The 25,041-nt window shown below is 70.5% G+C and carries 20 protein-coding genes and 1 pseudogene; 3 read left to right on the top strand and 18 right to left on the bottom strand.

Translation table 11 applies throughout. From position 1 onward, the window contains the following. Positions 1–90 precede the first annotated feature (90 nt). From cydC to BLT36_RS17215, 9 genes are all read right to left on the bottom strand, one after another. On the bottom strand, positions 91–1,779 hold the full coding sequence (gene cydC, locus BLT36_RS17175; RefSeq protein WP_092096980.1) for a thiol reductant ABC exporter subunit CydC: 1,689 nt from the start codon (positions 1,777–1,779) through the stop codon (positions 91–93). Then, on the bottom strand, positions 1,776–3,440 hold the full coding sequence (gene cydD / locus BLT36_RS17180; RefSeq protein ID WP_092096981.1) for a thiol reductant ABC exporter subunit CydD: 1,665 nt from the start codon (positions 3,438–3,440) through the stop codon (positions 1,776–1,778). Before cydD ends, cydC begins: the two co-directional genes overlap by 4 nt. An 11-nt stretch (positions 3,441–3,451) precedes the next feature. Continuing rightward, positions 3,452–4,456, bottom strand: coding sequence for a cytochrome d ubiquinol oxidase subunit II (gene cydB, locus BLT36_RS17185; RefSeq protein ID WP_092096983.1), 1,005 nt, complete (start codon positions 4,454–4,456; stop codon positions 3,452–3,454). A 1-nt stretch (position 4,457) separates the two neighbouring features. Beyond that, on the bottom strand, positions 4,458–5,870 hold the full coding sequence (locus tag BLT36_RS17190) for a cytochrome ubiquinol oxidase subunit I (protein WP_092096985.1): 1,413 nt from the start codon (positions 5,868–5,870) through the stop codon (positions 4,458–4,460). A 283-nt stretch (positions 5,871–6,153) separates the two neighbouring features. Beyond that, positions 6,154–7,089 carry an ABC transporter substrate-binding protein gene (locus BLT36_RS17195; RefSeq protein ID WP_254787718.1) on the bottom strand — a complete coding sequence of 312 codons (936 nt, stop codon included), beginning with the start codon at positions 7,087–7,089 and terminating at the stop codon, positions 6,154–6,156. Then, complete coding sequence (locus tag BLT36_RS17200) at positions 7,086–7,826, bottom strand: ABC transporter permease (protein ID WP_092096986.1); 741 nt, start codon at positions 7,824–7,826, stop codon at positions 7,086–7,088. Before BLT36_RS17200 ends, BLT36_RS17195 begins: the two co-directional genes overlap by 4 nt. Then, positions 7,823–8,545, bottom strand: a complete 723-nt coding sequence (locus BLT36_RS17205; protein WP_092096988.1) for an ABC transporter permease — start codon at positions 8,543–8,545, stop codon at positions 7,823–7,825. The genes BLT36_RS17200 and BLT36_RS17205 overlap by 4 nt, the downstream gene beginning before the upstream one ends. Next, complete coding sequence (locus BLT36_RS17210) at positions 8,542–9,411, bottom strand: ABC transporter ATP-binding protein (RefSeq protein WP_092096989.1); 870 nt, start codon at positions 9,409–9,411, stop codon at positions 8,542–8,544. The genes BLT36_RS17205 and BLT36_RS17210 overlap by 4 nt, the downstream gene beginning before the upstream one ends. A gap of 235 nt (positions 9,412–9,646) precedes the next feature. Next, the gene (locus BLT36_RS17215; RefSeq protein ID WP_175529705.1) at positions 9,647–10,294 is read right to left on the bottom strand and encodes a TetR/AcrR family transcriptional regulator; all 648 of its coding nucleotides are present in this window, start codon (positions 10,292–10,294) and stop codon (positions 9,647–9,649) included. 145 nt (positions 10,295–10,439) lie between these two features. Here BLT36_RS17215 and BLT36_RS17220 point away from each other — a divergent pair, with 145 nt between their 5' ends. Continuing rightward, on the top strand, positions 10,440–11,504 hold the full coding sequence (locus tag BLT36_RS17220; RefSeq protein ID WP_092096991.1) for an App1 family protein: 1,065 nt from the start codon (positions 10,440–10,442) through the stop codon (positions 11,502–11,504). A gap of 149 nt (positions 11,505–11,653) precedes the next feature. After that, complete coding sequence (locus BLT36_RS17225) at positions 11,654–13,552, top strand: glycoside hydrolase family 15 protein (protein ID WP_092096992.1); 1,899 nt, start codon at positions 11,654–11,656, stop codon at positions 13,550–13,552. 245 nt (positions 13,553–13,797) lie between these two features. Here the strand turns inward: BLT36_RS17225 and BLT36_RS17230 are convergent, their stop codons facing one another. From BLT36_RS17230 to BLT36_RS17255, 6 genes are all read right to left on the bottom strand, one after another. Next, entirely contained in the window at positions 13,798–15,171 is a 1,374-nt protein-coding gene (locus tag BLT36_RS17230; protein WP_092096994.1) for a glucose-6-phosphate dehydrogenase, read from the bottom strand. 280 nt (positions 15,172–15,451) lie between these two features. Beyond that, on the bottom strand, positions 15,452–15,868 hold the full coding sequence (locus BLT36_RS17235; protein WP_092096995.1) for a cytochrome c oxidase subunit 4: 417 nt from the start codon (positions 15,866–15,868) through the stop codon (positions 15,452–15,454). A gap of 4 nt (positions 15,869–15,872) precedes the next feature. After that, on the bottom strand, positions 15,873–17,609 hold the full coding sequence (ctaD, locus tag BLT36_RS17240) for an aa3-type cytochrome oxidase subunit I (protein ID WP_175529706.1): 1,737 nt from the start codon (positions 17,607–17,609) through the stop codon (positions 15,873–15,875). An 11-nt stretch (positions 17,610–17,620) separates the two neighbouring features. Continuing rightward, entirely contained in the window at positions 17,621–18,523 is a 903-nt protein-coding gene (gene coxB, locus BLT36_RS17245; RefSeq protein WP_092096997.1) for an aa3-type cytochrome oxidase subunit II, read from the bottom strand. Positions 18,524–18,782: 259 nt separating this feature from the next. Further along, complete coding sequence (locus tag BLT36_RS17250; RefSeq protein WP_092096998.1) at positions 18,783–19,157, bottom strand: HesB/IscA family protein; 375 nt, start codon at positions 19,155–19,157, stop codon at positions 18,783–18,785. A 161-nt stretch (positions 19,158–19,318) separates the two neighbouring features. Further along, entirely contained in the window at positions 19,319–20,767 is a 1,449-nt protein-coding gene (locus tag BLT36_RS17255; RefSeq protein WP_092097000.1) for a dipeptidase, read from the bottom strand. 53 nt (positions 20,768–20,820) lie between these two features. On the opposite strand from BLT36_RS17255, the gene BLT36_RS17260 reads away from it, so the two are divergent. Then, positions 20,821–21,396 carry a DUF3043 domain-containing protein gene (locus BLT36_RS17260; protein WP_092097001.1) on the top strand — a complete coding sequence of 192 codons (576 nt, stop codon included), beginning with the start codon at positions 20,821–20,823 and terminating at the stop codon, positions 21,394–21,396. A gap of 628 nt (positions 21,397–22,024) precedes the next feature. Here the strand turns inward: BLT36_RS17260 and BLT36_RS17265 are convergent. The 3 genes and pseudogenes from BLT36_RS17265 to hisD form a co-directional block, all read right to left on the bottom strand. Next, on the bottom strand, positions 22,025–23,101 hold the full coding sequence (locus tag BLT36_RS17265; protein ID WP_092097003.1) for a quinone-dependent dihydroorotate dehydrogenase: 1,077 nt from the start codon (positions 23,099–23,101) through the stop codon (positions 22,025–22,027). Between the two features lie 170 nt (positions 23,102–23,271). Continuing rightward, a pseudogene (gene nrdR, locus BLT36_RS17270) lies at positions 23,272–23,709 on the bottom strand (transcriptional regulator NrdR); the annotation flags it as partial. Positions 23,710–23,722: 13 nt separating this feature from the next. After that, complete coding sequence (hisD, locus tag BLT36_RS17275) at positions 23,723–25,030, bottom strand: histidinol dehydrogenase (RefSeq protein WP_092097006.1); 1,308 nt, start codon at positions 25,028–25,030, stop codon at positions 23,723–23,725. Positions 25,031–25,041 lie beyond the last annotated feature (11 nt).

Below are 25,041 nucleotides of genomic sequence, written 5' to 3' on the forward strand. Positions count from 1 at the left end.
CACCAAGGTTACAAGGCCTGGAGGGACGGATCACGCGGGCCGTCCGGCCCACCGCCGACAGGTGGTCGCGCCGCAGGGCGCGGGGCCGGTTCAGGCGGCCAGCAGGCGTCCGTCCCGCATCCGCAGGGTCCGGTCGACGAGGTCCGGGGCGACCGGCACGTGGGACACGATGACGACGGTCCGGCCCTGCTGCCGGGCGGCGCCGACGAGGTCCCGCAGCACGGTGTCGCCGAGGTCGGGGTCGATGTCGGCGGTGGGTTCGTCGAGGAGGAGCACCGGGAACCGGTGCAGGAGCGCCCGCGCGAGGGCGAGCCGGTGCGCCTGGCCGCCGGAGACCAGGGCGCCGCGCTCCCCCACCGGGGCGCCGAGGCCACCGCGGCCCTCGGCCCAGGCGCCGAGCCCGACGCGGTCGAGCACGGCGAGCAGGTCGTCGTCGGTGGCGGAGTCGCGGGCGAAGAGCAGGTTCTGGCGGATGGACTGGTCGAACACGAAGGGGTCCTGCTCGATGAGCCCGATCCGTGCGCGGACCGCGTCGGGGTGCATGGCCTTCGCGTCGACGCCGTCGAGCGTGTAGGACCCCTCGTGGTCGACGAACCGCACCAGGGCGTCCACCAGCGTCGACTTGCCGGCGCCGCTCGGGCCCTCGAGCACGACGACCTCGCCGGGCTGCAGGTCGAGCGAGACCCCGTCCACCGCCGCGGACGACGACCCGGGCCACCGGACCGTGACGTCCCGCAACGACACGGTCACGGGGCCGTCCACCACGAGCGACGCGGGGTCGGCCTCGGCGTCGGGTTCGGGCACGATGCCGGCCGGCACCTCGGCCGGGACGACCTGTTCGACCCGGTCGGCCGCGGCCCGCACCCGGCGGAACGTGAGGACGGCGAGCGGCACACTGCCGACGACCTCGAAGAGGGCGAGCGGGACGAACACGGCGAGGGCCCAGAGCGGCCCGTCGAGCGCGCCGGACACCACCGCGGGCGTGCCGACGGCGAGGATCCCGACGACCGCTCCCCCGCCGACGAGTCCGACGAGCGCGCCGACGAGCGACTCGACCGCGCCGCGCCGCCGGACGGCCGCGGTCACCCCGGCGTCGAGCCGGGCGATGTGGGCGAGCCGCTCGTCGAGGGTGCCGTACGCGGCGAAGACGTCGAGCGTCCGGACGGTGTCGAGCACGAGGTCGGCGACGTGCCCGCGCTCCCGCGCCGTCGACTCGTCGGAGCGTTTCGCGATGGAGAGGGTCACGACGGACCCGAGCAGGGCGGCGACGCCGAGGGCGAGGAGGAGCACCAGCGCCGCGGGCACCGACACCAGTGCGACGGCGACGACGGACAGCAGCGCCGCGACGCCGGCGGAGACGAGCGGCCCGACGACCCGGATCGGCAGGTCCTGCAGTCGGTCGGTGTCGGTGACCAGCCGGGTGAGGAGGTCCCCGCGGCCCGTCGAGCCGAGGCCCGCCGGTGCGACCGAGGACAGCCGTCGGTACATCTCCGTCCGCACGACCGCGAGCTGCCGGAACGAGGCGTCGTGTCCGGCGAGCCGGTCGACGTAGCGCAGCGCCGCACGCCCGAGCGCGAACGCCCGCACGCCGACCATCACGAGCGTCAGGTAGAGGATCGGCGGGTGCTCCGCGGCCCGCGTGATGAGGTAGCCGCTCGCGGCGAGGAGCGCGACCGCGCAGACGGCGCTGAGCGCGCCGGCGACCACCGCCTTGCCCCAACCGGCCCCGCGCGGCATGGCGAGCCGCAGGACGGAGCCGCCACGTGCCTCCAGGCTCATGCTCGTGCTCCGTTCGTCCGGGTGACCCGGACCGCGCCACCCGTGCGGACGTCGACGCGGACGTCGGCGGCGGCGACCACGGCCGGTCGGTGACTGGCGACGACGACCACGGCGCCGTCGTTGGCGAGGCGACGGATCGCGTCGATGACGCGCGCTTCGGCCTCGGCGTCGAGCGCGGACGTCGGCTCGTCGAGCAGGACGAGCGGCGTGCCGGCACGGTGCGCGCGGTACAGGGCGCGCGCGACGGCGACGCGTTGTGCCTGGCCGCCGGACATGCCGGTACCGCCGGATCCGACCTGGAGGCCCGGGTCGAGTCCCAGCCCCGCGTCGGCCAGGGCGGTCCGCACGTCGGTGTCGTCGGGGGTCGCGCTGAGCGCGACGTTCTCGGCGATCGTGCCGCGCACGAGACGGGGACGCTGGTCGGACCACGTGGTGCGCGCGGTGCGCGTCGTGCCGGCCGGACCGGGCACGGTGACCGTGCCGTCGTGCGGCAGGACACCGCGGATCGCGGCGATCAGGCTCGACTTACCGGAACCGCTCGGACCGGCGAGGACGACCACGGTGCCCGGCGCGGCACGGAGGTCCACCGGGCCGATGACGACGTCCGGACGCCGCACGGTGAGGCCGTCGAGGACGAGCGCGTCGGACGCGGGCGCGGCGACCCGGGCGGCGGCCGGGGTGCCGGCGGCACCGGCCACGTCGTCGTCGAGGACGTCCAGCACGGCAGCCGACGCCTCGACGCCGTCCTGGGCGGCGTGGAAATCGGCTCCGACCTGGCGGATCGGGGCGAACGCCTCGGGCGCGAGGACCAGCACGAACATCGCGGCACCGAGACCGAGCGAGCCGTCCACCAGGCGGATGCCGATCGTCACCGCCACGAGGGCGACGGACAGGCTGGCGGCGAGCTCGAGGGCGAAGCCGCTGACGAACGACAGCCGGAGCACGCCGAGCGTGCCGCGACGGTACTCGTCGGTCACCGTCCCGATGCGCCCGACCTGGCGACGCGCACGCCCGAACACCTTGAGGGTCGACAGTCCCTCGACCGCCTCGGTGAACGCCCCGCCGAGCTTCGCCAGGGCGTCGGACTGCTTCCGCTGCAGGGCCTGGGTCGCCAGGCCGATCAGGATCATGAAGACCGGGATCACCGGCAGCGCACAGAGGACGATGATCCCGCTCGTGCGGTCGCCGAGCCCGATCGCGACGAGGAGGACCGGCGTCGCGATCGCCGTCAGCGCCAGCTGCGGCAGGTAGCGCCCGAAGTAGGCGTCGAGCGCGTCGAGCCCGGGCCCGAGCGTCGTGGCGAACCCGGCGCTCGAGCGCTCGGCGAGCCAGGCCGGACCGCGCTCGGCCGCGCGGGCGAGCACCGTCGCCCGGAGCTCGCTCTTCACCGTCGCCGCGGCACGGGACGCGAGGTCGTCGGTCGCCCACGCGGCGACCGCCCGCAGGACGAACGCCCCACCGAGGAGCGCGAGGGTCGGTGCGGACGCGGCCGGGACACTGCCCCCGTGGACCGCGTCCACCCCGAGCGTCACGGCCGCGGCGATCCCCCACGCGATGGCGATGGTGGCGAGCGTGCGGAGGACGCCGGTGCCGGCGGCCGCGACGATGAAGCCGCGCGCCGTGCGCGACAGGCGCAGGAGTCGCGGGTCGAGCGGCTTCATCGTCGTCGCCCCTAGTGCGCGGCCTGCAGGACCTGGGCCCGCGAGACGCGCTTCCGGAACACCCAGTAGGTCCAGGCCTGGTAGGCGAACACGAGCGGCACGAAGATCAGGGCCACCCAGCTCATCACGGTGAGCGTGTACGACCCGCTCGACGCGTTGTACACGGTGAGGCTGTTCGCTGCGTTCACCGAGTCCGGCATCACGTCCGGGAAGATCGCGGTGAACATCGCCACGACGATCGCGGCGATCGTGACGGCCATGAGCGTGAACGCACGGCCCTCCTTGCCCCAGGCGTTGCAGAGCACCGCGAGCACGAGCGCCAGCGCGGCGACGGCCGACAGCACGAGCGACGCCGGGGTCGCCCGGACGAACGCCATCGACACCAGGAACGCGGCACCGACGACGATCGTCACGATGCCCGCCCGGGTGGCGAGTCGCTTGGCCCGCTCGCGGATCTCACCCTCGGTCTTGAGCGCGACGAACACCACGCCGTGGGTGAAGAAGACGAGGAGCGTCGCAGCGCCGGTCAGCAGCGCGAACGGGTTGAGCAGGTCGAACAGCGTGCCCGTGAAGTTGTGCCCCGAGTCCATCGGGATCCCGCGCACGACGTTGCCGAACGCGACACCCCAGAGGAACGACGGGACCGCGCTGCCGACGATGATCATCAGGTCGAAGCGGCGCTTCCACTCGAGGTGCTTGTTCTGGTGCCGGTACTCGAACGAGACACCGCGGGCGATGAGGGCCGCGAGGATGAGCAGCAGCGCCAGGTAGAACCCGGAGAACATCGTGGCGTACCACTCCGGGAACGCCGCGAACAGGCAGGCGCCGGCGACGATGACCCACGTCTCGTTGAGGTCCCAGACCGGACCGATGGTGTTGATGAGCACCCGGCGGTCGGTGTCGTCCCTGCCGAGGAAGGGCAGGGACATACCGACGCCGAAGTCGAACCCGTCGAGGACGAAGTAGCCGACGAAGAAGACGCCGACGATCGCGAACCAGAGAACCGGGAGATCCATCTCAGTACACCGTCACTTCGTGCTTGACCTCGCCGGTCTCCTCGTCGACCTCGGCCGGGGCGGCCGGGCCCTCCTGGGCGACCTTCTTGATGAGCCGGAACTCGACCACCGCCAGCGAGCCGTAGATGAGCGTGAACACGACCAGTGAGATGAGGACCTCGAGCCCGGTCACGTTGGGCGAGACGCCGTCCGCCGTCTTGAGCAACCCGAACACGAGCCACGGCTGGCGCCCCATCTCGGTGAAGATCCAGCCCATGATCATCGCGGCCATCGGGAGCGGAGCCGCCCAGGTGGCGATCCGCCAGACCCACCGCTGCTGGGGGAACCGACCCTTGCGCGTCAGCCAGAGGCCGACGAGCGAGACCGCGACCGCACCGACGCCGAGGGCGATCATCCAGCGGAACGACCAGTAGGTGACCCAGATGATGGGCTTGTAGTCCCCGGGGCCGTAGACCTGCGAGTACTGCGCCTGCAGGTCGTTGATGCCCTCGACGGTGCCGTTGAAGGTGTGCGTCGACAGGAACGACAACAGGTAGGGCACCCGGATCGAGAACAACTCGTGCACGCCGTCCGGGGTGCCGAGCGTGAAGATCGAGAACGAGGCGTCCTTGCCGGTGGCGGTGTTGTACAGCGCCTCGGCCGCGGCCATCTTCATCGGCTGGGTGTCGACCATCGTCAGCCCGAGCTGGTCACCGGTCAGCACCGTGAGGGCGCCGGCGGCGAGCATCGTCCACATGCCGAACTTCAGGGCCGGCAGCATCGTCTCGAGGTTCTGGTTGCGCGCCAGGTGGTACGCGGCGACCGAGATGATCACCGCGGCGGCCACCATGAAGCAGGCGAACAGCGTGTGCGGGAACGCGGCCAGCGCCACCTTGTTCGTCAGGACGGCCCAGATGTCGGTGAGCTCCGCCCGGCCCTTCGCCTCGTTGATGGTGTAACCGACGGGGTGCTGCATGAACGCGTTCGCCGCGAGGATGAAGTAGGCGGACAGCATCGTGCCGACGCTCACGCACCAGATCGTCGCGAGGTGGACCTTCTTCGGCAGACGGTCCCAGCCGAAGATCCACAATCCGATGAACGCCGCCTCGAAGAAGAAGGCGAGGATGCCCTCGAGCGCGAGCGGCGCGCCGAACACGTCACCGACGAAGCGGGAGTAGTTCGACCAGTTCATGCCGAACTGGAACTCCTGCACGATCCCCGTCACGACGCCCATCGCGAAGTTGATGAGGAAGATGCGCCCGAAGAACCGGGTCAGCTGGAGGTAGTGCGCCCGGCCGGTCCGGACCCAGGCGGTCTGGAACACGGCGACGACGACGGCCATGCCGATCGTCAGCGGGACGAAGAGGAAGTGGTAGATCGTCGTCAGACCGAACTGCCACCGCGACAGGATGAGCGGATCGAGGATGTCGTTCATGCGGCGTGTCCATGAGAGGTCGCCGCGCGCTGTTGGTGCACGTCAGTTGCTTCCTGTGGAAGGGGGAACTTCGGGTGTCACAGGCCGTTGGGACACCTCCACGCTACCGCCCGGACACCTCGCTCGACAAGTTGTAGAACCCTCGTCTGCACGAACGTGCAGGGGCAGTGCACGGCACAACCGTGCGGAACACCTGTGCCGGATGTCCGCTCCACGAACGACGACAGGTGCCGGGCTGTTGCCCGACACCTGTCGTCTTACTTCCGAGTTGTGAACGCTGTCGCTACAGCAGGTCGTTCTTCTGCAGGAACGACTTCGCCACCGAGGACGCCGACTTCTGGTCGACCGAGTTCTGACGGTTGAGCTCGATGAGCACGTCGGTCGTGAGGAGCTTGTTCACCTTCTCGATGGCGTCGGCCGCCTTCGAGGAGAGGTCCTTCGACACGATCGGCGTCACGTTGTTCGCCGGCACGAGGTGCTTCGGGTCCTCGAGCGTGACGAGCTTCTCGGTCTTGATGGAGGCACTGGCCGAGTAGATGTCCGCGACCTGCGAGTCACCGTCCTGGATCGCCTTGATCGTGAGCGGGCCACCGGAGTCGTTCTGCTGGTTGACCTCGCCGGTGATGCCGTACTTCTCCTTGAGCCCCTTCGGACCGTAGGCGGCCGTGGCGAACTCCGGGTTGGCGGCGATCGAGATGGTGCCACCGATCTTCGACAGGTCGGCGATCGACTTGAGGTCGTACTTGTCGGCCGTCGCCTGGGTCACCGTGTAGGTGTCGGCGTCGGACGCATCGGCCGAGGGGAGCGCCTTGACGTCGGACGGCAGCGCGCTCTTCAGCGCGGAGTTGATGCCGTCGGTGGTCGTCTCGGTGGTCGTGTCCTTGCCGTCCTCCTGCAGGAGGTAGTTCAGCAGGTTGCCGTTGTACTCCGGGAACACGGTGATGCTGCCCTTGGCGACCTCGGGCCAGTAGGCCTTCCGCTGACCGATGTTGAGCTGCTTCTTCACCGTGAAGCCCTCGTGCTCGAGCTCCTGCGCGTAGAGCTCGGCGATGATCTCGTTCGACGGGTAGGCCTGCGAACCGACCGTGATGGTCTTGGAGTCGCCGTTGCCGGAGCCGGAGGAGAGCGGGTCGCCCGAGGAGCAGCCCGCCAGGGCGATGGCGGCCGCGGACGCGACGGCGATCGTCGCGGCGAGACGCCGGGTCGTTGCTGTGATCACGAGTGGGTTCCTTCCACAGGGGTTGATGCTCGGGGTGCTGAGCGAGGGGTGCTCCGCCGGGACTGACGCGCCGACCCCGTGGAGACACCCGCGGGGACGGCGAGCCGCTGCAGTGCGGCGAAGACGATCTCGAACGCGATGGCGAGGGCGATCACCAGGATGGAACCGCCGAGCACCTCCACGTAGTCCGAGTTGGCGAGTCCGGAGAAGGCGTAGCCACCGAGCCCACCGGCGTTGATGTACGCGGCGAGCGTCACGGTGGCGACGACCTGCAGGACCGCTGCACGGATGCCGCCGACGATGAGCGGGAGGGCGAGCGGGATCTCGACCTTGCCGAGAACCTGCCACGGGGTCATGCCCTGCGCCCGTGCCGAGTCGATCGTGACGCGGTCGATCGCCTCGACTCCGGAGTAGGTGCCGGCGAGGATCGAGGGGATCGCGAGGATCACGAACGAGATGACCGGTGCCTCGAGTCCCAGGCCGAGCCACAGGGCGAGGAGCGTCAGGAGGCCGAGCGTCGGGAGGGCACGGACCCCGCCCGACAGCCCGACAGCGAGGCTGCGCCCCCGGCCGGTGTGCCCGATGAGGAGGCCGAGCGGCACGGCGATCACGACGGCGATCGCCACCGTGAGCAAGGTGATGCCGACGTGCTCGCCGAGGCGCACGAGGATCGCGTTGCTGCCGGTGTTGTTCGCGGGGTCGAAGATCCAGGCGAAGCCCTGGGCAAAGAGGTTCATGCGGAGACCTCCCCGGCGCGGACGTCGGTCGCGGCACGACGGCGCACGGAGCGGGCGGCGCGGCCGCTCCCCCGGGTCCACGGCATGATCAATCTGCCGATGAGCACGAGCAGCCCGTCGATCACGAGCGCCAGCACGATCGTCAGGACGATGCCGGTGAGGATCTCGACGCTGATGCCACGCTTCAGCCCGTCCGTCAGCAGGAAACCGAGGTTCGGGATGCCGAGCAGGGCACCGACCGTGACCAGGCTCACCGTGGAGACTGCCACCACCCGGATCCCGGCGAGGAGCACGGGCCCGGCCAGGGGCAGCTCCACCCGGAAGAAGCGCTGCGCGGGCGAGTACCCGAGGGCCTCGGCAGCGTTCACCACGTCGGCGTCGACGGAGTCGATCGCGTCCGCCGCGGACCGGGCCATGAGCGCGATGCCGTAGACGGTGAGCGCGATCACCACGTTGACCGGGTCGAGGATGCTCGTCCCGAGGATCGCCGGCAACGCGAGGAAGAACGGGAACGACGGGATCGCGTAGAGCAGGCTCGACACGACGACGATGGTCGAGCCGGTCGCACGTGCGGCGCCACGCCGCTTCCGGAGTCGGGACACGAGCAACCCGATCGGCACCGACAGCAGGAAGCTGATGACGATCGGCGGGATCGACAGCCAGACGTGTGCGATCAGGTTGTCGCTGATCGTGTCCGTGTTGCCGAGGACCCAGTTCACGCGTCGTCCCGTGTCTCCTGCGGCACTGCCTCAGCGGCGTCGACCACCTGGACCGGCCCGGTCAGCACACCGGCGGCACGTCCTTCACCGTCGACCACGATCGGCCCGGTCGGGGTCTGCTCGACCCGGAGCGCTCGACGACCACGGCCGGCGCCGATGAAGTTGGCGACGAAGTCGTCGGCCGGCTCGGCGAGGATCTCGGCCGGCGTCCCGAGCTGCGCGATCTCGCCGCCCTTCTTGAGGATGACGACCTGGTCGCCGAGCTTGAAGGCCTCGTCGATGTCGTGCGTGACGAAGACGACCGTCTTGCCGAGGTCGCGCTGGAGCCGGATGAGCTCGCCCTGCAGGTCGTTGCGGACCAGCGGGTCGACGGCGCCGAACGGCTCGTCCATCAGGAGGATGTTCGGGTCGACGGCCAGGCCGCGGGCGACCCCGACGCGCTGCTGCTGGCCGCCCGAGAGCTGCGACGGGTAGCGGTTCGCGAAGGCCCGGTCGAGCCCGACGGTGTCCATGAGCTCGAGGGCGCGTTCACGGGCCTCGGCCTTGGGGACCCCGGTCAGGAGCGGCACGGTCGCGATGTTGTCGACGACCTTGCGGTGCGGCAGCAGCCCGGCACTCTGCATGACGTACCCGATGCGGCGACGCAGCTGCACGGGGTCGACCCCGGCGACGTCCTCGCCGTCGATCTCGACGGTGCCCGCGCTCGGGTCCACCATCCGGTTGATCATGCGGAGCAACGTGGTCTTGCCGCAGCCACTCGACCCCACGAAGACCGTGGTGGTCCGGGAGGGGATGACGAGGCTGAAGTCGTCGACCGCGTTGGTGCCGTCCGGGTACGTCTTGCGCACGGAGCGGAACTCGATCATGGGTGCCCTTCTGTTCGGAGGTAGCCCGACTCCGAGTGAGAGTACCCGTCGGGTCCGACAACGGTTCGTTGTGACGGTGCGTGACACGACAGGCAGAGTGGTCCGGGGGTCTGGAACGCGGTGTCCGGATGACGCGGGCCGCGCGCACAAAGACGCCCGCGCCTCCAGTTCGGAGGGCGGGCGTCGTCGGATTGGTCGGCGGCGGGCCGTCGGCGAGTCGCCGACGGCGTCCGGGTCAGGAGGCGGCGATCACCGTCTCGAGGTGGGTCCGGCTCATCGCGCGGTACTCCTCGACCAGACCCTGGTCGGGGTGGGACGGGTCGCGGTGCGCCCGAGCGAGCACGGCGTGCGACGCCTCGGCGAGGACCACCCAGGTCCGCTCCATGCGCTCGCCCGTCGGCACGTCGAACCGGTCGTGCATGATCGTGGCGACGGTGCTGCCGAGCGCGGCCATCCGGTCCTCGGCGTCGCCGGTACCGGTGTCCGCCGCGTCGCCGAAGCGGATCGCACGGAAGCCCGGCTCGGTCCGGTACATCTCGGCGGTGACGTCGATCAGCGCGTCGCAGGCGTCCTGCCAGGTCGCGGCGTCGCTCGCGTCGAGCGCGGTGACGAAGCGCTCGGCGAGCCGCTGGGTGCTGCGGATCGCCAGGGCTTCGACGACGGCGATGCGGTCCGGGAAGTAGCGGTAGACCGTGCCGATGGACGCGCCGGCGCGCTCGGCCACCATCGCGGTGGTCAGACGCTCGAACCCGATCTCGTCGATGACCGCGGCAGCGGCGTCGAGGAGGCCGGCGAGGCGCGCCGAACTGCGGGCTTGGACCGGCTCGTTCCTGAGCAGTGATGATCCCCCCGGCAGTGCGTTCGATACCTCGGTGACGAGCACGTGTTCTCCTCTTGCGCCGAAAGCGCGGTCTCGTGGGTGTGCGACGGACCAACTGTCGCAGAGACCGGCTGGAATATCGCTGCGACTCTCCCAAAGCAGCTGCGAGGTCATAGGTGTGGGAGTCGCACCGTGGAATGATGGGACGATGCCCGACCCGACGCACCACGAGCCGTCGCTGGCCGAGCCGATCCTCCACCGAGCAGCTCGCATCGAGGACTCCATCCAGGAGTTCCGCGAACAGCGCGCCCGCCGGCGGGGCCTCGTGCCGACCGTGATCCCGTACACCGGGTACGGCGCGCCCGGGTGGGTGCGGGTCCTCTGCCGGGTCCTCCTCACGCGTCGCGGTCTGGCGTCGGACGCGTCGTTCTACGGCGTGCGCGGCTGGAAGAGCTTCATGAGCGTGGCGGTCGACGACGCCGAGGTCACGATCACCGCCGGCGGCACGAGCCACGTCGTGCAGTCCGACCGGGGCGGGGTCGTGGACACCATCGTCCCGATCGACCTCGAGCCGGGCTGGCGCACGATCAAGCTCTCGGCCGGGGGCATGCGCGACGTCGAGGCCGACGTCTTCATCGTCCACCCGGACACGCGGTTCGGACTGCTCTCCGACATCGACGACACCGTGATGGTGACGTCGCTCCCCCGCCCGATGCTCGCGGCGTGGAACTCCTTCGTCCTCACCGAGCACGCCCGCCGTCCGGTGCCGGGCATGTCGGTGCTCTACGAACGCGTGCTCGCGCAGCACCCGGGCGCGCCGACGGTGTACCTCTCCACCGGCGCCTGGAACGTCGCGCCGACGCTGCAGCGCTTCCTGAGCCGCAACCTCTACCCCTCCGGCACGCTGCTCCTCACCGACTGGGGCCCCACGCACGACCGGTTCTTCCGCAGCGGGCAGCTCCACAAGCAGGAGAACCTGCAGCGGCTCGCGAAGGACTTCCCGGACGTGCAGTGGCTCCTCGTGGGCGACGACGGGCAGCACGACGAGACGCTGTACGGCGACTTCGCGCGCGAGCACCCCGAGAACGTCGCCGGCGTCGCGATCCGCCAGCTGTCCACGAGCGAGGCCGTCCTCGCCGGTGGGCGCTCGCGCGCGCAGGAGCGGTCCCGCGAGTCCTCCGCGCCGTGGGTGTACGCCCCGGACGGCGCCGGCATCTGGTCCGAGCTCGCCCGCGTCGGGCTGGCCGACGCCGACCCGTCCGACCCCAACTGACGCCACTCCGCAGCCGCGAGCTGACGCCACCCCGCACCCCGAACTGACGTCACCCCACAGCCGCGGTCTGTGCTCTCCCTCATGCCACCGCACCGCGCCGAACCGCGGCGGGCGGCGTCCCGCACGGCGGGCGGTGGTTGGATCGGCCCATGAGCACGCCGAGCACGCCGACCCCGCCGAGCAACCGCATCGAGGACCACGCGCTGATCGGTGACACGTACACCGCTGCGCTCGTCGGGCGGGACGGCACCATCGACTGGGCCTGCCTGCCGCGGTTCGACAGCCCGTCCACCTTCGCGTCCGTCCTCGGCACCGAGGACCACGGGCACTGGACCCTCCGCCCCACCGACCCCGACGCGACCGCCACCCGCCGGTACGACCACGACACGCTCGTGCTCTCCACGGTGTGGACGACGAGCACCGGCATCGTCGAGGTCACCGAGTTCATGCCGATCGGGGCGCACCGGGCGACGATCGTCCGCCGGGTCCGCGGGCTCCGGGGCACGGTGGAGGTCCAGCAGGTCCTCCGCATCCGGTTCGACTACGCCCGGGCGCTCCCCTGGGTCCGGCAGGTCGGCGGGGACGAGGACCCCGCGCTCCTCGCGACCGCCGGCCCCGGCTCGGTCATCGTGCGCGGGGTGCGCTTCCGCGCTGACGACCACCGCCACGTCGCGACGAGCGCCGTGCACGACGGCGACGTCGTCGACACCGTCCTCACCTGGTACCCGTCGCACCGCGAGCCGCCGGTACCGCTCGACGTCCACGACGCGCTCGAGCGGACGAAGGACTGGTGGCGTGCCTGGATGGCCCCGATCCGCACCGAGGGCCGCTACGTCGACGCCACCCGCCAGTCGCTCATGTTCCTCCGCGCGATGACGCACGCCGAGACCGGCGGGGTCGTCGCCGCCGTGACCACATCGCTGCCGGAGGACCCGGGCGGCGAACGCAACTGGGACTACCGGTACGTCTGGCTGCGCGACGCCTCACTCGCCCTCGCCTCGCTGATCGCGCACGGCTACCGCGACGAAGCCGCACACTGGCGCGGGTGGCTGCTCCGCGCGATCGCCGGTGACCCCGCCGATGTGCAGATCATGTACGGGATCGCCGGCGAGCGGGAACTCCCCGAGAGCGAACTCGCGAACCTGCCCGGGTACGCCGGTTCGACACCCGTCCGGATCGGGAACGGCGCCTACACGCAGTACCAGGGCGACGTCTTCGGCGAGGTGCTCGCCGCCCTGCACGACGCGCGCGAGCTCGGCGTCGAGGAGAACGCCGACTCGTGGGCCCTGCAGCGTGCCCTGCTCGGCTACGTCGAGGAGCACTGGCAAGAACCGGACAACGGCATCTGGGAGATGCGCGGGCCCCGTCGTCACTTCACGCACTCGCGCGCGATGATCTGGGCGGCCTTCGACCGCGGGGTCGCCGCGTGCGAGGAGTTCGGGCTCGAGGGCCCCGTCGAGAAGTGGCGCACCCTCCGCGCCGCCGTGCGCGCCGAGATCGAGGAGCACGGCTGGAACGCCGACCGGGGCTCCTACCGCCAGCACTACGACACCGACGAGGTGGACGCCAGCCTCCTCGTGCTCCCCCAGATCGGCTACGTCAAGGCCGACGACCCGCGGATGACCGGCACCGTCGCCGCCATCGAGGAAGACCTGCGCACCGGCTCGGACGGCCTCGTCCTCCGGTACCGCACGTCCTCCGGGTTCGACGGGCTCTCCGGCAGTGAGCACCCGTTCCTGGCGTGCTCGTTCTGGCTCGTCGAGCAGTACGCCGCCTCCGGCCGTGTCGAGGACGCCGAGCGCCTGATGGACGTGCTCGTCGGGTACGCGAACGACGTCGGCATCCTGTCCGAGGAGATCGACGTCGCGACGGGCCACCACATCGGCAACACCCCGCAGGCTCTGTCGCACCTGACGCTCGTGTCGGCGGCCGACGCGATCGCCAGGGCGCGCGGGGCTGCCGCGGGGCACCGCACGCGCCTGCCCGTGCACGACGGGGGCACCCGCTCGTGGACCGGCGAGGGCGAGCGCGCCGGCAATCCCGCCTGAGGCCGGAGCCGTTCCGCGCGTAGGGCGCCGTTCCGCGCGTAGGGCGCCGTTCCGCGCGTAGGGCGCCGTTCCGCGCGTAGGGGGCCGTTTCGCGCGTAGGGAGCGGTTCTTTCCTGCCTCCTCAGCGCGGAACAGCATCCCAGGACACGTGCGATGGGTCGGAACGCACGCCGAGACGGACGGGAGGCGCGGTGCCAGCTGGCACCGCGCCTCCCGTCCGTCACATGGGGGCGTCCGTCAGGAACTCAGGACGAGGACTCCCAGTCCGCCGGGCCACGCGAACCCGCGCGGTACTCCTCGAGCGGGACCTCGTTCGCCTTCCAGGCCGCGACGACCGGCTCGACGATCTCCCAGCAGCGCTCGGCCACGTCACCGCGGATCGAGAGCAGCGGGTCGTCGTGGAAGATGCCGTTCAGGACCTCGCCGTACGGCGTGAGCTCGCCGTCCGCGAAGGAGGACGACAGCGTGACCTGGCCCATCTCGAACGGGTTGCCACCGCCGTTCGCCGACACGGTCAGCTCGATCTCGTCCGGGTTCAGGACGATGCGGAGCGTGTCCGTCTTCGGGCGACCGGTCAGACCGGAGGGCAGACGCGTCACCGGCTTGAACGTGATGAGCACCTCCTTGCGGCTGGCGCCGAGCGCCTTGCCGGAGCGGAGGGTGAACGGGACGCCCTTCCAGCGGGCGGTGTCCACCTCGACCGAGATCTCGGCGAGCGTCTCCGTCTGGCGCGACGGGTCGACGCCGTTCTCCTCCTGGTACGAGGGCAGGTCCTTGCCGTCGATCGTGCCGGCCGTGTACACCGCGCGACGCGACGCGACCGTGGCGTCGTCGCCCTTCAGGCGGGTCGAACGGAGCACACGGGCCAGCGACGAGCGGAACTCGACCGCGTCGATCGCGGACGGTGCGTCCATCGTGACCAGGCCGAGGATCTGGAGCAGGTGCGACTGGATCATGTCGACCAACGCGCCGGCCTCGTCGTAGTACTGCGCGCGGTTCTCGAGGCCGAGGGTCTCGTCGTAGAAGACGTCGACCTTCTCGATGTTGTCCGCGTTCCAGATGGGCTCGAACAGACGGTTCGCGAAGCGCAGACCGATGATGTTGAGGACCGTGGTGCGACCGAGGAAGTGGTCGGTGCGGTGGACGCGCTCCTCGGGGACGAGCTTGAGGACGGTCTCGTTGAGGGCCTCGGCGCTGGCGACGTCGGTGCCGAACGGCTTCTCGAACGCGAGCGTCGTGCCCTCGGGGAGCTCGACCTGCTGCAGCGCCTCGCAGATGTCCGAAGCGATCTGCGGCGGGAGGGCGAAGTACAGGACCGGCTCGAACTCGGCCGCCGCGAACAGCGCCTTGAGGTGCTCCGGGTCGGTCGGGTCACCCTGGATGAACTGGGTCGACGCGAGGGTCTCGTCGACCTCGGACCCCTTCACGTCCTGCGACGCGAAGGACTTCGTGACGATGTCCTTCCACTGCTCCTCGCTGCGGGCGCTGCGGCCCGTGCCGATGAGCTGGACGGGAACCGCTCGACCGCTCTGCAGGAACGTGCCGAGGCCCGGCAGCAGCAGGCGGGAGGCGAGGTCGCCCGTCGCGCCGAAGATGATGAGAGTGCGCTTGTCGGTCACCGGAGGTGACTCCTTTCGCTGTGGTGGAGGAAGTCCGCTTGCGACCGTAGGCCGCGGGCCTGGAGGTCCGTGGGGGCCAAGTCGCTGGCGGACCGGTTTGTTCCCGGTCTGGCCGAGGAGTTCTGTGAGCGTTCGCTCTGCTCGCGCCGCACTGCCGGAGGCAGTCCCGTGTCTTGCTGAGGATGCTCCGGACGCACTTCGGGCGGCACCAGGTGGTGCCGCCCGAAGGTGTCAGGTGTGCTGCAACGTCAGGTGCTGCGACGTCGGGTGCTGCACCTTGTCAGTGACCGAAGTTGCCGCGGTAGTACTCGTAGACCCAGCCGACGAGGGTGACCGCCACGAGGGCGAGACCGATCGGCACGATCCAGAGGCCGGCTGCGACACCGAGGAACACGACTGCGGTGGAGGCCGCCAGCAGGATCGGCCACCACGACCACGGGCTGAAGTGCCCGAGCTCGGCGTCGCCGTCCTCGATGTTGGCGTCCGGACGGTCCTCGGGGAGGACGCCGCCCTGCGAGGACATGACCTTGCCGAGGTAGAACGCGATGAACGCGGACATGATCCCGGTGAGGCCGATGGCGAGGGTGCCGACCCACTCCGGACGCCCGTAGTAGATGAGCGACCAGATCGTGTACGCGGCGTCCGCGAGGATGAAGAACCCGAAGAGGATCCAGAACAGGTTGGTGTTGGCGCGCATCGCCTTACTTCACCTCGCCCTTCGCGGCGTCGTAGGTCGGGGCATCGGGAGCGTCCTTCGCAGGACCCACACCGATCGGCACACCCGCTTCGGGGTGGTTCAGGTCGAACGCCGGGGACTCGGAACGGATCCGCGGGATCGACGTGAAGTTGTGCCGGGGCGGCGGGCAGCTGGTCGCCCACTCGAGCGAGCGGCCGTAGCCCCACGGGTCGTTCACGGCGACCTTCGGTGCGTTCCGGGCGGTCACGTAGACGTTGAAGATGAACGGCAGGAACGAGATCGCGAGGATCATCGACCCGATCGTCGACAGCTGGTTCATCCAGGTGAACCCGTCGTTCGGCAGGTACGTCGCGTAGCGACGCGGCATGCCGATGACGCCCAACCAGTGCTGGATGAGGAACGTCGTGTGGAAGCCGATGAACAGCAGCCAGAAGTGGATCTTGCCGAGGCGCTCGTTGAGCATCTTGCCGGTCCACTTCGGCCACCAGAAGTAGAAGCCGGAGAACATCGCGAAGACGACGGTTCCGAAGACCACGTAGTGGAAGTGCGCGACGACGAAGTACGAGTCGGACACGTGGAAGTCGAGCGGCGGCGACGCCAGGATCACGCCGGTGAGACCACCGAAGGTGAAGGTGATGAGGAAGCCGACGGCCCAGAGCAGCGGCGTCTCGAACGTGACCGAACCGCGCCACATCGTGCCGACCCAGTTGAAGATCTTCACGCCGGTCGGGACCGCGATGAGCATCGTCATGAGCGAGAACCACGGGAGCAGGACGCCACCGGTGACGTACATGTGGTGCGCCCACACCGTGACCGAGAGGGCCGCGATGGCGATGGTCGCGTAGACGAGGGTCTTGTACCCGAAGATCGGCTTGCGGCTGAAGACCGGGAAGACCTCGGAGACGATGCCGAAGAACGGCAGCGCGATGATGTACACCTCGGGGTGCCCGAAGAACCAGAACAGGTGCTGCCAGAGCAGCGCCCCGCCGTTGGCCGGGTTGAAGATCTGCGCGTCGAACACGCGGTCGAGCCCGAGGCCGAACAGGGCCGCGGCGAGGACCGGGAAGGCCATCAGCACGAGGAGCGCCGTCACGAGGGTGTTCCACGTGAAGATCGACATGCGGAACATCGTCATGCCGGGGGCGCGCATCGTGATGATCGTGGTGATGAAGTTCACCGCGCCGAGGATGGTCGAGAAGCCCGTCAGACCGAGGCCGAAGACCCAGAGTGTTCCGCCGAGCCCTGGTGTGAACGTCGTGTCACTCAGTGGCGCGTACGCGAACCAGCCGAAGGACGCAGCGCCCTGCGGGGTGAGGAAGCCTCCGACGGCGATGAGCGCGCCGAAGACGTACAGCCAGAAGGCGAAGCCGTTCAGACGCGGGAAGGCGACGTCCGGCGCACCGATCTGCAGCGGCATGATCGCGTTGGCGAAGCCCGAGAAGAGCGGCGTCGCGAACAGCAGCAGCATGATCGTGCCGTGCATCGTGAACAGCTGGTTGTACTGCTCCTTCGTCGCGACCACGTGCAGGCCGGGTTCGAAGAGCTGGGCACGGATCACCAGGGCCATCACACCTGCGAGCAGGAAGAAGATGAACGAGGCGATCAGGTACATGTACCCGATGGTCTTGTGGTCGGTGGAGGTGATCCACCGGACGATGATGTTGCCCTTCCGACCGACCTTCGACGCCTGGAAGTCCGGCGTCGAGGGCCTGGTCGGCTGGCCGACGAGTGACGTTGTCATCAGACGAGCCCCTACTTGTTCTCGCTCGACGCCGTGACGGGCGCCTTGTCGTTCGGTTCGTTCGTGTTGGTGTTGTACTCGTTGCCGAGCAGACCGACCTTGCCCTGGTCCTTGAGGTCACCGAGGTACTGCTGGTACTCGGCCGGCGTCACGACCTTCACCTGGAAGAGCATGAGCGAGTGGTACTCACCGCAGAGTTCGGCACACTTGCCCTGGTACGTGCCGAGCTTCTCCGGGATGAAGTACTCGTAGTTCGTCTTGCCCGGGAGCATGTCCTTCTTGTACAGGAAGTCGATGACCCAGAAGGAGTGGTCGACGTCGCGCGAGGACAGCTCGATCTTGACCTTCTTGCCCTGCGGCAGGTAGAGGGTCGGGAGCTGCGACTCGTCGATGGCCCCGTTGGCGTTCTCTTCTTCCTGGGCCTGGATGCCCTGGTAGTAGACGCTCTCGTCGGGGTTCTTCTGGTCGATGTAGTTGAAGTCCCACGCCCAGCGCTTGCCGTAGACGTGGATCGTCGCATCGGGGCTGGTGAAGGGCTTCTCGATCGCGGCCTGGTCCTTGGCGGTGAAGGCGAAGAAGCCGAGCACCAGGATCAGCGGGACGATCGTGTAGAAGATCTCGAGCGGCATGTTGTACCGCATCTGCACGGGGAGGCCGGTCTGGCCCTTCCGGCGGCGGTAGACGATGGCGGCCCAGATGATGAGTCCCCACACGATGAGACCGACGGCGAGCAGGACGACCCAGCTGGTGGTCCACAGGCCGACGATGCGGCTCGTGTGGTTCGTGACGTCCTTCGTCTGCTCCGTGCCCGGGAGCCATCCGTTCATCTGCTGCTGCGTGCAACCTGCCAGTGCGATGACCAGACCGACGGCCACCGGCACGGCCGCCCAACGTATACGGCGATTCGAACGCACTGTTACCTCTCGGAAGACGGGAAAGCGGAACAGCCTGCGACGCGGAGGTCGCTCATGGCTGGCTTCCAGCTTGGTTGGAACACTCCTAGCTTACTCGCAGCTGGTGACCGCTCGCGCACACCCGACACGCCTTCGGCCGCGATCAGCAGGGTGCCCCGGAGCGTTTTCCCTGGTCGTGGCGCGTGCCGTGCTCGGGGAAACGAACGAGCGGGGAGCGACCGTGTCGGTCGCTCCCCGCTCGTGTGTCCGATCGGCGTGCTCAGTGGAAGCTGTCGCCACACGCGCAGCTGCCCTGCGCGTTCGGGTTGTCGATGGTGAACCCCTGCTTCTGGATGGTGTCCTCGAAGTCGATCGAGGCACCGTCGAGGTACGGGACGCTCATCTTGTCGACGACGACCTCGACGCCGTCACCGAACTCGACGGTGGCGTCACCGTCGAGCAGGCGCTCGTCGAAGTAGAGCTGGTAGATCAGGCCCGAGCAGCCCCCGGGCTGCACGGCGAGACGCAGGCGGAGGTCGTCGCGGCCCTCCTGTTCGAGGAGGCTCGCCACCTTCGCCGCTGCCGCGTCGCTGAGCAGGACGCCGTGCGACGGCGCCTCGGTCGTCGGTGCGTTGTCGGTGATGGTGTCGCTCATCCGCGCGTCTCCCTCCGGGCGGTGCAGGTCACCGCGCCTCGGTCGATTGTAAGCACCGTCGACCGACAGTCGCGAGACACGGGCCGGATCGTCAGCCGCGAGTCGCGAGCCGCGCGGGCCGGACCGTCAGCCGCGAGTCGCGAGCCGCGCGGGCCGGATCGTCAGCCGCGAGTCGCGAGCCGCGCGAGCAGGATCGTCTCGGAGGCGATGGCGCGGTGCAGAACGCCGAGGTGCTGCGACTCGTTCGGGCTGTGCGCACGGGTGTCCGGGTCCTCGACACCCGTCACCAAGATCTGCGCCTCCGGGAACTCGGCGGCGAGGTCCGACACGAACGGGATCGAGCCGCCGATGCCCTGCTCGACGGCCTGGTTGCCCCAGCCCTCGGCCATGGCCGTCCGCGCCTCCTGCACGGCCCAGCCGGCGGTGTCGACCAGGAACCCGTCGCCGGCGTCCGGCTCGGAGATCTCGAGCTTCGCACCGAACGGCACGTGGGCGCGCAGGTGCCGCTCGACCGCGGCGTACGCCTCCGTCGCGGGCTGTCCGGGCGCGACGCGGACCGAGACCCGCGCGGAGACCGTCGGCAGGAGCGTGTTCGACGCGTTCGCGACGCTCGGCACGTTCATGCCCGTCACGGTGATCGACGGCTGGAACCACATCCGGGACAGCACCGGACCGCGGCCGACCGGTCGCACGCCCTCGAGCAGGGCCGCGTCCTTCGCGAGCTCGTCGTCGGAGCGGTCCGGGACGTCCGCCTCGTACGAGGTCAGCCCCTCCACCGCGACCGAGCCGTCGTCGTCGTGCAGCGACGAGAGCAGCTTCACCATCGGGATCATCGCGTCGGGGGCCGCTCCCCCGAACATGCCGCTGTGCGAGGCGTGCTCGAGCGTGGTCAGCGTCAGCTTGAAGGTGACGTTGCCGCGGAGGGACACCGTGATCGAGGGGACCTCGGTCGACCAGTTGTCACTGTCCGCCACCACGATGACGTCCGCCGCCAGGTGCTCCTTCTGCTCGCGCAGGAAGGTGCGGAACGACCGGGAGCCGAACTCCTCCTCGCCCTCGACGAAGAGCACGACACCGAGGTCGAGGTCGTCGCCGAACTGGGCGTGGACCGCGCGCAGCGAGGCGATGTGGGTCATCACGCCGGCCTTGTCGTCGGAGGCACCGCGCCCGTAGAGCCGGTCGCCACGGAGCGTCGGCTCGAACGGCGGCGTCTCCCAGAGCGCGTCGTCGCCCTGCGGCTGCACGTCGTGGTGGGCGTAGAGCATGACGGTCGGCTTGCCGTTCCGCGCGGGCCGGACGGCGAGCACCGCCGGCTGCCCGAGCTCGCCGTCCGAGCCGTCGACGACGTCGGCCGTCGCGCCCGACACGGCCGACCGCACGATGCGCACGTCGTCCGCTCCGAACACGCCCGTCGACCGTGCGAGGTCCGCGACGGCCTCGGCGCTGGCCCGCACGTTCGCGGGGTCGAAGGCCGACCAGGACACCGACGGCAGCCGCACCAGCGCGGACAGATCGGCGATCGTGGTGGGCAGCGCGCCCTGCACGTGTTCGCGCAGGGCGTCGAGGAGCGCGGGGTCGGTCGCGGGGCTGTGCTGTTCGGTGTCGGTCATGCCCGGTAATCTAGAGGACGATCCAGCACGCACACCGCCGTTAGGAACGCACCGTGGCGAAGGCAGCCCCCAAGACCAACACGACCGTGAACCCCACCGAGGAAGAACTCCTCGAGCAGGGCAAGGGCCGTCCGACGCCGACCCGTCGCGAGCGAGAGGCCGCCAACCGTCGTCCCATCGTCGGTGGCTCGACCGAGGACAAGAAGGCCGCGCGCGCCCGCCTCACGAACGAGCGCGAGAAGGCTCGCGTGGGCATGGCCAACGGTGAGGAGCGCTACCTCCCCGCGAAGGACAAGGGCGAGCAGCGCAAGTTCGTGCGCGACTGGATCGACGCCCGCTGGAACGTCGGCGAGATCATGATGCCCGTGCTGGTGCTGTTCCTCATCGTCGGGTTCGCGGCCTCGCAGACGGTCATCGCCTCGTACGCGCTGCTCCTCGTCTGGGCGTTCGTCGCCCTGTTCGTGATCGACTGCGTCGTCCTCTGGCTGTCGTTCCGCAAGAAGCTGACGGCCAAGTTCGGCTCGATGCAGCGCGGCACGTTCCTCTACATCCTCACTCGCGCATGGCAGCTGCGCTTCCTGCGCCTGCCGAAGCCGCAGGTCAAGCGCGGCCAGTACCCCACGCGCTGACCCTCCTCGAAGCGCCGTCCGGTTCGCCGGGCGGCGCTTCGTCGTTCCCGGTCCGGGCGTACGCCGCGCCGCGCCGAGATCGCAGAAAGTGCCGCTCCGCGGCGTCCGAAGCGGCACAAAATGCGATCTCGGCGAGGCACGCGCGGCGCGTCCTGCGGTCTCGCGTCCGGTGGCGACCCGCCGACGGCCTGGAGGCGCGGCTCGGACCCGCCACGCGCCTCCAGGCCGTCAGGTCGCACCCCGCGCCGGCGGCGCCCCGCCGCACCGCCCACCGGACCCCCGAGATCGCAGAAAGTGCCGCTGCGAGGCGCGCGAAGCGGCACAAAGTGCGATCTCGGCGACTCGCGGGCGGCGCGTCCTGCGGTCTCGCGTCCGGTGCCGACCCGCCGACGGCCTGGAGGCGCGGCTCGGACCCGCCACGCGCCTCCAGGCCGTCAGGTGGCACCCCGCGCCGGGGGCGCCCCGCCGCCCCGCCCACCGGACCCCCGAGATCGCAGAAAGTGCCGCTTCGCGGCGTCCGAAGCGGCACAAAATGCGATCTCGGCGACCCGCGCGCTCCCGGCGCCGCGCGCGGGCCCGGCGGCCACGGCGCCGCGCACGGCCACGCGGCCCGCGCGGCGCCCCGGCGTCAGCGCGCGGCGCGCCGCAACCGCCGGCGCCGCAGCCGGTTGATCCGCGTCGCCCAGCTCGGCCCCTCGTAGAGGAACGCCGTGTAGCCCTGCACGAGCGTTGCCCCGGCCTCGATCCGGTCCTGCACGTCCTGCTCGGTGGTGACGCCGCCGACCGCGATGACGCAGAAGTCCTCGGGGACGGCGGCCCGGACCCGGCGCAGCACCTCGAGGGAGCGCGCTGCCACGGGTGCTCCGGAGAGCCCCCCGGCACCCATCGCCGCGACCTCGGCGGCGGGCGTGGTGAGCCCCTCCCGCGAGATGGTGGTGTTGTTCGCGATGACGCCGTCGAGCCCGAGGTCCACCGCGAGTCCGGCGATGGCGTCGATCTGCTCGTCGTCGAGGTCCGGCGCGATCTTCACGAGCACCGGGACCTTGCCGGCCGCGTCTCGGACGGCGGAGAGCAGCGGGCGGAGCTGGTCGAGCTCCTGCAGCCCGCGGAGGCCCGGCGTGTTCGGCGAGCTGACGTTCACGGCGAGGTAGTCCGCGAACGGGGCGAGGCGCCGCGTGGACTCGAGGTAGTCCTCGACCGCGTCGGCGACGTCGACGACCCGACTCTTGCCGATGTTGACGCCGATGACCGGGCGGCCGGGGTGTCGGCGGGCCCGTTCGAGCCGGCGTGCGGCGGCGGCGGCTCCGTGGTTGTTGAAGCCCATCCGGTTGATGAGCGCGCGGTCCGGGATGAGCCGGAAGAGCCGCGGTCGTTCGTTGCCGGGCTGCGCCTTCGCGGTGATGGTGCCGACCTCGACGTGTCCGAACCCGAGGACGCCGAGTCCGGCGATGCCCTTCGCGTCCTTGTCGAAGCCCGCTGCCAGGCCGAAGCGCGACGGGAAGTGGATGCCCATGGTGGTGACGCCATCGAGGGCGGACGGGCGGGAGTACCGCTCGACGATGCCGCTGACGATCGGCACGTGCGGCAGCACCTTGATGACGGCGAAGGCCAGGTGGTGGGCGCGCTCGGGGTCCATGTTCGCGAACACGGAGCGGAAGACGACGGCGTACCCGCCGCGGACGATGCGTTCCGCGATGCCGCTCACGCGCCGGCCCCGGCGGGCGCAGCAGCACCCGCGGCACCAGCAGCGCCCGAACCCCCGGCGGCACCCGCGGCACCAGCAGCGCCCGAACCTCCGGCAGCACCCGCGGCACCCGCGGCACCGGAACTCCCGGCGGCACCCGCCGCTGCCGCGCCGCCCGACCCGTGGTGGTCGATCCGCAGCTGCGTGATGGCGTCCTCGAAGTCGTCGAGCGAGTCGAACGCCTGGTAGACGCTGGCGAACCGCAGGTAGGCGACCTCGTCGAGTTCGCGGAGCGGCGCGAGGATCGCGAGCCCGATGTCGTTCGCGTCGATCTGGCTGGAGCCCGAGGCGCGCACGGTCTCCTCCACCCGCTGCGCGAGGACGGCGAGGTCCCCGTCGGTCACCGGGCGGCCCTGGCACGCCTTGCGCACGCCGGACACGATCTTGTCGCGGCTGAACGGCTCGGTGACGCCGTTGCGCTTCACCACGTTCAGCGACGCGGTCTCGGTGGTGGAGAAGCGGCGCCCGCAGTTCGGGCACTGGCGACGGCGACGGATGGAGGTTCCGTCGTCGCTGGTCCGTGAGTCGACGACGCGGGAGTCCGGATGGCGGCAGAAGGGGCAGAACATGGCGGTCCCCAGGCTACCGGTTCGTGCGTTCCGTCACGGCGGCGCCGTGCGCGGGCAGCTGTTCCTCGGTGGCGAGGGCGACGATGTGCGGCGCGACCTCGGCGAGCGCCGACGCCGAGTAGCGGATGACCTGCTGCGGCCGCAGGAACGTTGACGCGGACAGTCCCGAGCCGAAGCGTGCCTGCCCGCCGGTCGGCAGGACGTGGTTCGACCCGGCCAGGTAGTCGCCGAGGCTGACGGGCGTGCTCGGCCCGACGAACACGGCGCCCGCGGCGTCGATGTCGGCGAGGACCGCGTCGTCGTCGGCGGTCTGGATCTCGAGGTGCTCCGGCCCGTAGGCGTTGCTGACGGTCGCGGCGTCGGCGAGTGAGTCCACGAGCACGACGGCCGACTGCGGTCCGTCGAGTGCGGCCTGGAGGCGCGCAGCCGTCCCCAGGGACGCCACCCGCGACGGGATGGCGGCTTCCACCGCGTCGGCGAACGTCGCCGACGTCGTCACCAGCACGCTGCCGGCCTGCTCGTCGTGCTCGGCCTGGCTGATGAGGTCGGCTGCGACGTACCCGGCGTCCGCGGTGTCGTCGGCGATCACGAGGATCTCGGTGGCCCCGGCCTCGGAGTCGATGCCGACGGTGCCGCGCACGATGCGCTTCGCCGCGGCGACGTAGTTGTTGCCCGGACCGGTGACGAGGTCGACCGGCTCGAGACCGATCTCGCTGACCCCGTACGCCAGCGCGCCGATCGCCCCGGCGCCGCCCATCGCGTAGACCTCGTCGATGCCGAGGAGTCCGGCGGCGGCGAGGATCGTCGGGTGCACCGCTCCCCCGTGGTCGCGCTGCGGCGGTGAGACGAGGGCGATCGACCCGACGCCGGCGACCTGCGCGGGGACGACGTTCATGACGACGCTCGACGGGTACACGGCCTTCCCGCCGGGGACGTACAGCCCGACGCGGCGCATCGGCTGCCAGCGCTGGTGCACCTCGGCGCCGTCGGCCAGGGTCGTGACGGACCCGGCGGGCACCTGGGCGGCGCTGGCGGCCCGGACGCGGCGGATGGCCTCGTCGAGCGCCGTGCGGAGCTCCGGCGTCAGCCCGGCCACGGCGGCGGCGATCTCGGCGGCGGGGACCCGGACGTGTGCCGGTGCTCCCCCGTCGAAGCGTTCGGCCTGCTCGCGGAGCGCATCCGCGCCGTGGTGCCGGACCGCCTCGACGAGCTCGCGGGCCGCGTCGACGGCGTGCGACACGTCGCCGGCCGCGCGCGGCATGAGTCGGAGGAGGTCAGCACGGGCGGGGAGGCCTCCGCGGAGGTCGATTCGCTGCATCATCAGGCCGCAAG

This window comes from Curtobacterium sp. UNCCL20 (genome assembly GCF_900101675.1).
In the GTDB taxonomy this organism is placed as follows: domain Bacteria; phylum Actinomycetota; class Actinomycetes; order Actinomycetales; family Microbacteriaceae; genus Curtobacterium.